Origin of the sequence: Kocuria sp. CH-021 (genome assembly GCF_049716185.1) — a bacterium.
GTDB classification, from domain to species: Bacteria; Actinomycetota; Actinomycetes; order Actinomycetales; family Micrococcaceae; genus Kocuria; species Kocuria cellulosilytica.
Genome location: NZ_JBNAFK010000039.1, coordinates 1 through 10,303, shown reverse-complemented (window position 1 = coordinate 10,303; position 10,303 = coordinate 1). Strand labels below are relative to the sequence as shown.

Below are 10,303 nucleotides of genomic sequence, written 5' to 3'. Positions count from 1 at the left end.
AAACATGGCACACTATTGAGTTCTCAAACAACAGACCAGCAACCAGGCACCACACCCGGAAACCGTGTTGGAATTCTCGGTGCCCTCCGCGTCGGAACGTCTGTTCCCCGCCTCAGGCAGCTCGACCATCCTACGCAGTCCGTTCTCGGCGTGTCAACTTGCGTTGCCCCGGGTTCGGACCGACCTGAACGGTCGCTCCCGCATGAACTAGGCAGCACCCGTGGGTCCTGCTGCTCTTTGCGGTTCTGCCGTCCGCCGGCCTCTCGGCCCTGCCTGACGACTCGATGAACACTACACCCCCGCCCAGGGGCCTGCAAGCCGGGCTCCGGGACGGGGGTGAGGGGTGCGTCGACCCGCGGCTCAGGCCTCCACGGTGACGGCCGCGAGGTGCTTCTTGCCGCGGCGCAGCAGTGCCCACCGGCCGTGCAGGAGCTGGTCGGGGCCGAGCTCGGCGTCCTCGCCGACGACCTTCTCGTTGTTGACGTAGGCCCCGCCCTCCTTGAGGGTCCGGCGGGCGGCGGACTTGGACTCCGACAGCCCGGTCGCCACCAGCAGGTCGGCGACCTGGAGCCGGCCCGGTTCCACACTGGCCCCGGGGAGCTCACGGGTCACCGAGCCCAGCGTCTCGGCGTCGAGCTCCGCGAGCTCGCCGCGGCCGAAGACGGCGGCCGAGGCCGCGATCGCCTTCTCGGTGGCCTCCACCCCGTGCACCAGCGAGTTGACCTCCCAGGCGAGGGTCTTCTGGGCCGCCCGCTTGTAGGGCTCCTCCGCCACCGCCCGGGCGAGCTCCTCGATCTGCTCGCGGGTGAGGAAGGTGAAGACCTTGAGCCGGTCCACCACGTCCGCGTCGGCGGTGTTGAGCCAGAACTGGTAGAAGGCGTACGGCGAGGTCAGCTCCGGGTCCAGCCACACGGCGTTGCCCTCGGACTTGCCGAACTTCGTGCCGTCGGAGTTGGTGATCAGCGGGGTGCCCACCGCGTGCACGGAGGTGCCCTCGACCTTGCGGATCAGCTCGGTGCCGGAGGTCAGGTTCCCCCACTGGTCGGAGCCCCCGGTCTGCAGGGTGCACCCGTGCTCGCGGTAGAGGTTGAGGTAGTCCAGGCCCTGCAGGATCTGGTAGCTGAACTCGGTGTAGGAGATGCCCTCGTCCGAGTGCAGGCGCTTGGCCACGATGTCCTTCTTGATCATCGTGCCGACCCGGAAGTGCTTGCCGATGTCCCTCAGGAAGTCGATCGCGGAGAGCTGGGAGGTCCAGTCCAGGTTGTTGACCATCACCGCCCGGTTCTCGCCCTCGAAGGAGAGGAACCGCTCGACCTGGGCGCGCAGCAGGTCGACCCACTGCGCCACGGTCTCCTTGGAGTTCAGGATGCGCTCGGAGCTCTGCCGGGGATCGCCGATCAGACCGGTCGAGCCGCCGACCAGGCCGATGGGGTGGTGCCCGGCGAGCTGGAGCCGGCGCATGAGCAGCAGCTGCACCAGGTGCCCGAGGTGCAGGGAGGCCGCGGTGGGGTCGAACCCGCAGTAATAGGTGACCGTCTCCTCCGACAGCGCCCGCTCGAGGGCCGCCTCGTCGGTCGACACGTGCACGAGCCCGCGCCACTGCAGCTCCTGCCAGACGTTGGCGAAGGACGGATCGTTGTGCTGGAGGTCCAGGTCTATTGCGTTCGACACGGCTTCCAAGGTACCAGGACGCGGAGGGGGAACCCCTCCGCGTCCTGGTGGCTCCGGCCCTCCGGGCTCAGAACCGGTCGAGGCCGGCCGGGAGCGGGCGGGCCGCGACGACGCGCAGCCGCTGGGTGGGCCGGGTCATCGCCACGTAGAGGTTGCCCACGCCGCCGCCGACCTCCTCGACGAGGGCCTGCGGCTCGACGACCACCACGGAGTCGAACTCGAGCCCCTTGGCGTCCCACGCGGAGAGGACCACCACCTGCCGGTCCAGCCGGCGGACCCCGGCGCCCACGAGCCCGGGCAGGGCCCCGGCGAGCGCGGTGCCGACCTCCTGCACCCGGTCCTCGGGCACGATCACGGCCACGAGCCCACCGTTGACGAGCTCGAGCTCGGTGCGCACCTGCTCGAGCACGCCCTCGACCACGTCCGCGGCGCCGACGCGCTGCACGATCGGCGCCGCGCCCTCGCGGACGGCCCGTGGGGCCGAGATGTCCAGGCCGGCGGCCCGGGCGACGTCGACCGCGGCCTCCGCGATGGCGGCGGGCGTGCGGTAGTTGACCGTGAGCTCGTCGAGGACGAACCGCTCCCCCACGAAGGGCTCGAGGGCGTCCCGCCAGCTGCGGGCGGCGGTGGCCGAGCCAGCCTGGGCGATGTCGCCGACCACGGTGAAGGACTTCATGGGGCACCGGCGCATGAGCACGCGCCACTGCATGGGCGTGAGCTCCTGCGCCTCGTCGACGACGACGTGCCCGTAGGCCCACGTGCGGTCCGCGGTCGCGGCCTCCGCGGCGGTCATCCGGTGCTGGCTCACCGCGTTGAAGTCGGTGAGCTGGGCCGCGGTCACGATGCCGTCCGCGCCGACGTCCTCGAGGCTCTGGTGCATGTTCTGCAGCGCGTGCTCGGCGTTGTCCGTGGCCTTGCGGTGCTCCCGGTCCGCCTCGGCCCGCCGGCGCACCCCGGCCTCGTCGAGGTCGCCGAGCAGCTCGGCGGCCTCGTCCAGCAGCGGCACGTCCGCCACGGTGAAGGGGGCGCCGGCCGGGCGCAGCAGCGCCTCGATCTGCGCGGCGTCCAGGTGCGGGGCGGCGGACTCGAGATAGTGCCGCTTGCTGAAGAGCTGGCCGACGAGGGTCTGGGGCGACATCGGCATCCACGCGAGGTTGAGCGCGATCCGCACGTCCCGGGACTGCCGGATGTCCTCCGCGAGGTAGGAGCGGTCCATGACGTTGCCGCTGGTGCTGTTGAGGTGCTCGCCGAGCTGCTCGGTGAGCTCCCGCAGCGCGATCTTCACGAAGGTGTTGCGCGCCTCGTTGTGCGGCTTCCCGGTGGCGCGCGCCTTGTCCCGGGCGCGCTTGACCATGCGGGGGGTGAGCGTCACGCGGTGCGTGTCGACGCGCAGGACCTGGTCCTGGGCGGGGACCTTCTGCCGGTCCCGCACGGCGCGCGCCACGACGTCGGCCATGTCGAGGCCCGCCTTGAGCCGGGCGGCGAGGGGGTCCCGCTCGGGGACGGCGGCCACGCCGGGGAACAGCTCGGACAGGGAGGACATCACGACGCCGGTCTCCCCGAGCGCCGGCAGCACCCGCTCGATGTACCACATGAACGACGACGACGGACCGACGATCAGCACCCCCGCCTTGCGCAGCCGCTCTCGGTGCTCGTAGAGCAGGTACGCCGCCCGGTGCAGCGCCACGGCGGTCTTGCCGGTGCCGGGCCCGCCCTGCACCACGCGGACGCCGGGCAGCGGGGCGCGGATGATCCTGTCCTGCTCCGCCTGGATCGTCGCGACGATGTCCGACATCCGCCCGGTGCGCTTCTGGTTCAGCGCCGCGAGCAGGGCGCCCTCCCCGTGGAGCACGCCCTCGTCCTCGAGCATGTCCGGGTCGAGGACGTCGTCCTCGAGGGCGGCGACGTCGCGGCCCTCGAGGATCAGGTGGCGGCGCCGCCGGACGCCCATGGGGCTCTGCGCGGTGGCCTGGTAGAAGGCGGCCGCCTCCCGGGCGCGCCAGTCCACCATGAGCCGCTGGTGGTCCGCGGTGGCCAGGCCGATCCGCCCGACGTACCGGCGCTCGCCGTCCTGGCCGTCCAGGCGGCCGAAGACCAGCCGGTGGTCCACGGCCTCGAGCTGCGCGAGACGGTCCTCGTAGTGGGACGCGAACGCGTCCCGTTCCGCGCGGTTCTGGTGGTTGCCGGAGGACTCGCTGCGGCGCACGGCCGCGAGCTCCGCGGTCTTCTCGGCCCGCAGCTCGTCGAGCCGGTCGTAGAGCATCGCGACGTACGCGCGCTCGACAGCAAGTTGCTCGGCCGCCATCGTGGCGACGGTCTCTGCCATGGGGGGACACCTCGTTCCGGATCGAACAGACCATCGAGTCTAGCGGTCCGCGGGCGTTCGCACGGCGACGGCGCCGCCCGGCGCGTAACAGGGCTTCGCCGCGTGGTGACGTCCCTGGTCAGACCCGGTACAGGGCCCGGACGCGGTGCCCGCCGAGCTGGCTGCGTCCCCGGAGGTCGGTGAGCTCCATGATCAGCCCGAAGCCGGCGACGTGCAGCCCCGCCCGGTGCAGCAGCTGCGCCGTGGCCCCGAGGGTGCCGCCGGTCGCGAGGATGTCGTCGAGCACGAGCACGCGGGCGCCGCGGGGGACGTCGTCGGTGTGGATCTCCAGCACGGCCGACCCGTACTCCAGGACGTACTCCTCCCGGAACGTCTCCCGCGGCAGCTTCCCGGCCTTGCGCACGGGGATGAGGCCCACACCCGTCGCGTAGGCCACGGCCCCGGCCATGAGGAAGCCGCGGGCCTCGATGCCGGCCACGTAGTCGAACTGGCCGCGGAAGGCGTCGGCCAGGGCGTCGACGGTCCGCCGGAAGCCGGCGCCGTCCGCGAACAGGGGCGTCAGGTCGCGGAAGAGGACCCCCGGTTCCGGGTAGTCGGGGATCTTCACGCACAGGCGCTCGATCATCTGCTCAACGGATTCAGTCACGCCGCTCATGCTATCCGTCCGGGCACCGGGCCCGGTCAGCGGCGTCGGCGCGGGACCGCGCGGCGGTACGGGGAGACGGAGGGCTCGCCGGGGAGCCACCACCGCCAGGGGAACTCCGCGGTCCCGCCGGGGCCGGAGACCCCGGTGCGCGGGCCGTGCCCGGCGGAGGCGCCGGTCCCTGGGCGGGGCAGGCGCAGGAAGAAGCCCGGTGCCGCGGCGTCCTCGCCCGCGGTCAGCGGGGCTCCGTCGTGGCTCAGGTCGATGCCCAGGGCCTTGGCGAGATTGCCCGGCCCCCGGGCCAGTGCGGCGTCGGGCACGGGGCCGGACCGGCCCACCGCGCGGCGGGCGCGGGCCAGGTCCGCGCCCGCCACCACCTCGCCGGCCCGGATCAGGCACCCTCCGGCGGTGCCCTCGGGGCGGCAGACCAGGTTCACCGCGTGGTGCATCCCGTACGTGAAGTAGACGTAGACGTGCCCGGGGGCACCGAACATCGTGGCGTTGCGCGCGGTCCGCCCGCGCCACGTGTGCGCCCCGGGATCCGGCAGGTCGGAGCCGTCCGGACCGCCGTAGGCCTCGACCTCCGTGATCCGCAGGACCACGGCGCCCTCGCCGGTCCGGTGGCCGAACAGTCCGCCGAGCAGCCGCGGGGCGACCTCGGGAGCCGGCCGGGACAGCAGCTCGAGCAGCTCCGGCTCCGCGCCCGGCCCGGCACCGGGCCGGTTCATCCGGCGACGATCGGGGCCCGCCGCGAGAAGGCCGCCGCCTCGGCCACCTGGCGCTCGAGCTCGCCGATCTGGGCGGCCACGGCCGAGGGCGCCGTCCCGCCCTGCGCGCTGCGCGAGGCCAGCGAGCCCTCGACGGTGAGCACCTCGCGCACTCCCGGGGTGAGCCGGGCGGAGATGGCGGCGAAGTCCTCGTCGGAGAGGTCCCACAGCTCGATGCCGCGCTGCTCGCACACCCGCACCGCGTCCCCGGCGATCTCGTGGGCGTCCCGGAAGGGCACTCCCTGGCGCACGAGCCACTCGGCGACGTCCGTGGCGAGGGCGAAGCCCTGCGGGGCGAGCTCGGCCATGCGCCCGGTGTTGAACGCCAGCGTCCCGATCATCCCGGCCACGGCGGGCAGCAGGACCTCGAGCTGGTCGATCGCGTCGAAGACGGGCTCCTTGTCCTCCTGCAGGTCCCGGTTGTAGGCCAGGGGCAGGCCCTTGAGCGTGGCCAGCAGGCCGGTGAGGTCCCCGATCAGCCGGCCGGCCTTGCCGCGGGCGAGCTCGGCGATGTCCGGGTTCTTCTTCTGCGGCATGATCGAGGACCCGGTCGAGAAGGCGTCGTCCAGGGTGACGAAGGAGAACTCCTTGGTGGCCCACGTGGTGATCTCCTCGGAGATCCGGGACATGTCCACGGCGATCATCGCGGTGACCCACGAGAACTCGGCGTAGACGTCCCGGGCCGCGGTGCCGTCGATGGAGTTGTGCACGGCGGAGTCGAAGCCCAGCTCGGCGGCGACGGCGCCCGGGTCCAGCCCGAGCGAGGACCCGGCGAGCGCCCCGGAGCCGTACGGGGAGACCGCGGCGCGGGCGTCCCAGTCGATCAGGCGCTGGACGTCGCGGAGCATCGCCCAGGCGTGGGCGAGCAGGTGGTGGGACAGCAGCACGGGTTGGGCGTGCTGGAGGTGGGTGCGCCCGGGCATCGGGGCCTCCGGGTGGGCCTTGGCCTGGTCCAGCAGGGCCTGCACCACGTCGAGGACGTTGCGGGCGATGATCGCGGCGTGGTCGCGCAGGTACATCCGCCCGAGCGTGGCGATCTGGTCGTTGCGGGAGCGCCCGGCGCGCAGCTTGCCGCCGAGCTCGGGGCCGGCCCGCTCGATCAGGCCCTTCTCGAGGGAGCCGTGCACGTCCTCGTCCGAGGGGGCGGGGGTGTAGACCCCGGAGCGGACGTCGGCCTCGAGCCGGTCCAGGGCGGCGAGCATGCCCTCGAGCTCCTCGCCGCTGAGCAGGCCCGCCGTGCGCAGGACCCGGGCGTGGGCGCGGGAGCCCGCGATGTCGTAGGGGGCCAGCCGCCAGTCGAAGTCCGTCGACTTGCTGAGCGCCGCGAGGGCGTCGGCCGGCCCCCCGGCGAAGCGCCCGCCCCAGAGCGCGCCCTCGTTGGTCCCGTGCTTGTCCTGCTGCGCCATGTCTCTCCTCGTTGCGTCCTGGCCGGTCGGTCCCGGCCGTGCCCGGCCGTCCGGGCCGGACCGGGTGCTCCGGCGTGCGCGGAGGGCCCCACCGCCGGGATGGGGCCCTCCGTCGTCGTGCCCGTTCCTGCTCGGCACGAGCCTACGTGCTCCTGGCCTACTTGCCCTCGGCCGCGAGGCGCTGCTCGCGGGAGGCCGCGACCTTCGAGGACATGCCGAACAGCTCGATGAACCCGCGGGCCTGGGACTGGTCGAAGGCGTCGCCCTCGTCGTAGGTGGCGAGGTTGAAGTCGTACAGCGAGGTGTTCGAGCGGCGGCCGGTGACCGTGGCCTGGCCGGCGTGCAGGGTCATCCGGATGTCGCCGTCCACGTACTTCTGGGTGTCCTGGATGAACGCGTCGAGGGACTGCTTGAGCGGGGAGAACCACTGGCCGTCGTAGACGAGCTCGGTCCAGCGCTGGGTGGCGATCCGCTTGAAGCGGGCCTGCTCGCGCTCGACCGTCACGTTCTCCAGCTCCCGGTGCGCGGCGATGAGGGCCATGGCGCCGGGGGCCTCGTAGACCTCACGGGACTTGATGCCCACGAGCCGGTCCTCCACGATGTCGATCCGGCCCACGCCCTGGGCCCCGGCGCGCCGGTTCATCTCCTGGATCGCCTCGAGCGGCGTGACGGGCTGGCCGTCGAGCGCCACCGGGATGCCGCCCCGGAAGCTGATCACGACCTCGTCGGCCGGCGGCGGGAACGTGGGGTCGTCCGTGTAGTCGTAGACGTCCTTGGTGGGGGCGTTCCAGATGTCCTCGAGGAACCCGGTCTCCACCGCGCGGCCCCACACGTTCTGGTCGATCGAGAAGGGGTTCTTCTTGGTCGTGGCGATGGGCAGGTGGTGCTTCTCGGCGTAGTTGATCGCCTTGTCGCGGGTCAGGGCCAGGTCGCGGACCGGGGCGATGCACTTGAGCTCCGGGCCCAGCGTCTGGATGCCCACCTCGAAGCGGACCTGGTCGTTGCCCTTGCCCGTGCAGCCGTGGGCCACGGTGGAGGCGCCGAAGCGCTTGGCGGCGGCCACGAGGTGCTTGACGATCACCGGGCGGGACAGCGCGGAGACCACGGGGTAGGCGTCCATGTACAGGGCGTTCGCCTGCAGCGCCGGCATGCAGTACTCCGCGGCGAACTCGTCGCGGGCGTCGGCCACGTAGGCCTCGACGGCGCCGCAGTCCAGCGCCCGCCGGCGGATGGTCTCGAGGTCCTCCCCGCCCTGCCCGACGTCGACGGCCACGGCGATGACCTCGGCCCCTGTCGCCTCGCCGATCCAGCCGATGGCCACGGAGGTGTCGAGACCTCCGGAGTAGGCCAGCACAACGCGCTCGGTCACGGTGTTCTCCTTCGTCGGTGGTCCGGGCGCCACGACGTGGCCCCGCCTTCTGTGCATGACTATACACGTCAGCTTGTATTTATGCATACCGCGCGGGCCGCTCCCGCCCGCACCGGCGCGCCACTCCGCAATTATGAATCGCTAGCAATAGCCCGGCGCTTCCGACATACTGGTCGGCAGGTGTCGTCCTCACCGATGAGCACACCCGGGCGGGCCGGAGCACTCGTGCGCCGGCCCGGCCGAACATCCGGTCCCTACCCCGAGAGGAACCCCATGACGAACGTTCCCGACCAGACCCTGACCACGCGCCAGGGCCACCCGGTCCACGACAACCAGAACACCCGCACCGTCGGCTCGCGCGGGCCCGCGACCCTCGAGAACTACGCGTTCCTCGAGAAGATGAGCCACTTCGACCGCGAGCGCATCCCCGAGCGCGTGGTCCACGCCCGTGGCACCACGGCCTTCGGCTACTTCGAGGCCTACGGCAAGCTCGGCGACGAGCCCATCGCCAAGTACACCCGCGCGAAGCTCTTCCAGGAGGCCGGCAAGCGCACCGAGACCGCCGTGCGCTTCTCCACCGTGGCCGGCGGCCGGGACTCCTCCGAGGTCGCCCGCGACCCCCGCGGCTTCGCCGTGAAGTTCTACACCGAGGACGGCAACTGGGACCTCGTCGGCAACAACCTCGGCGTCTTCTTCATCCGTGACGCCATCAAGTTCCCGGACTTCATCCACTCCCAGAAGCCGGACCCCGTGAACTTCGAGGCCGGTGTCGCCAACCGCGCGTTCGACTTCTGGAGCCAGTCGCCCGAGGCCATGCACATGGTCACGATCGTCTTCTCCCCGCGCGGGATCCCGGCGGACTACCGCCACCAGCAGGGCTTCGGCGTGAACACCTACAAGTGGGTCAACGCCGCCGGCGAGTCCGTGCTGGTGAAGTACCACTGGATCCCGAAGCAGGGCGTGAAGTCCCTGACCTCCGAGGACGCGGCGAACATCCAGGCCGAGACGCTCGGCTCGCACACCAAGGACCTCTACGACGCGATCGAGGCCGGCGACTACCCCGAGTGGGAGCTGCAGGTGCAGATCATGGAGGACCACGACCACCCGGAGCTGGACTTCGACCCGCTGGACGACACGAAGGTCTGGCCGGAGGAGCTCTTCCCGCCGAAGCCGGTCGGGCGCATGGTCCTCGACCGCAACCCGCAGAACTTCTTCGCGGAGAACGAGCAGATCGCCTTCGGCACCGGCGTGCTGGTGGACGGCCTGGACTTCTCCGACGACAAGATGCTCGTGGGCCGCACCTTCTCCTACTCGGACACCCAGCGCTACCGGGTGGGCCCGAACTACCTGCAGCTGCCGGTCAACGCGCCGAAGGCCCCGGTGGCCACCAACCAGCGCGACGGCCAGATGGCCTACGGTGTGGACGTGGCCCCCGGTCAGAACCCGCACGTGAACTACGAGCCGTCCATCACCGGTGGCGTGCAGGAGACCCCGAAGCCCGAGGGCTACCAGCCCGAGGTCGGCCCGCGGATCGACGCGCGCCTCACCCGCGCCCAGATCGAGCGGACCAACGACTACAAGCAGGCCGGCGAGCGCTTCCAGCTCCAGGAGGACTGGGAGAAGGAGGAGCTCATCGACAACCTGGTCGGCGCCCTGTCCCAGTGCGACCGCCCGATCCAGGAGCGCATGGTCTGGCACTTCTACATGATCGAGGACGAGATGGGCCGCCGCGTGGGCGACGGCATCGGCGTCTCCCTCGAGGACGTCAAGGACCTGGGCCCGCTGCCGACCCAGCGCCTGACCGAGGAGGAGCTGCAGCGCGTGGCCAACCTGGGCAACAACGGTCCGCGCAGCGTGGAGGGTCTCACCATGACCCACTGCGTGCCCAACGAGCGCGTCGTCGTGGAGCGGGAGCCCCAGCGGAGCCCCGCGATGATGTCCAGCTGATCCCGTGCCGGAGGCGCCCCGCGCGGGGCGCCTCCCCGGGGTCCCGGTGGACCCGCGCCCGGGAGGGGGGGGGGCGGGGGGGGGCGGCGCCGCCCCCCCCGGGCGGGGGGGGGGCCGCCCCCCCCCCCCCCCCCCCGCCCCCCCCCCGGGCGGGGGCCGGGGGGGGGGGCGCCG

General features: G+C 72.2%; 7 protein-coding genes. 1 reads left to right on the top strand and 6 read right to left on the bottom strand.

Annotation, left to right across the window (positions count from 1 at the left end):
• Positions 1-360: 360 nt before the first annotated feature.
• The 6 genes from tyrS to ACPYN7_RS17740 form a co-directional block, all read right to left on the bottom strand.
• Positions 361-1,671: a tyrosine--tRNA ligase gene (gene tyrS, locus ACPYN7_RS17765; RefSeq protein WP_424348520.1), complete on the bottom strand. Its 1,311-nt coding sequence runs from the start codon at positions 1,669-1,671 to the stop codon at positions 361-363.
• A gap of 67 nt (positions 1,672-1,738) precedes the next feature.
• Entirely contained in the window at positions 1,739-3,997 is a 2,259-nt protein-coding gene (locus ACPYN7_RS17760) for a HelD family protein (protein WP_424348519.1), read from the bottom strand.
• A 118-nt stretch (positions 3,998-4,115) separates the two neighbouring features.
• Positions 4,116-4,652, bottom strand: a complete 537-nt coding sequence (locus ACPYN7_RS17755) for an adenine phosphoribosyltransferase (RefSeq protein ID WP_231738302.1) — start codon at positions 4,650-4,652, stop codon at positions 4,116-4,118.
• Between the two features lie 26 nt (positions 4,653-4,678).
• A complete protein-coding gene (locus tag ACPYN7_RS17750; RefSeq protein WP_157571314.1) occupies positions 4,679-5,368 on the bottom strand; it encodes a DNA-3-methyladenine glycosylase in 690 nt (229 codons plus the stop codon).
• Positions 5,365-6,813: an argininosuccinate lyase gene (argH, locus tag ACPYN7_RS17745; RefSeq protein ID WP_058873542.1), complete on the bottom strand. Its 1,449-nt coding sequence runs from the start codon at positions 6,811-6,813 to the stop codon at positions 5,365-5,367. Before argH ends, ACPYN7_RS17750 begins: the two co-directional genes overlap by 4 nt.
• 157 nt (positions 6,814-6,970) lie before the next feature.
• A complete protein-coding gene (locus tag ACPYN7_RS17740) occupies positions 6,971-8,182 on the bottom strand; it encodes an argininosuccinate synthase (RefSeq protein ID WP_058873541.1) in 1,212 nt (403 codons plus the stop codon).
• Positions 8,183-8,455: 273 nt separating this feature from the next.
• Here ACPYN7_RS17740 and ACPYN7_RS17735 point away from each other — a divergent pair, with 273 nt between their 5' ends.
• On the top strand, positions 8,456-10,129 hold the full coding sequence (locus tag ACPYN7_RS17735) for a catalase (RefSeq protein ID WP_058873540.1): 1,674 nt from the start codon (positions 8,456-8,458) through the stop codon (positions 10,127-10,129).
• Positions 10,130-10,303 lie beyond the last annotated feature (174 nt).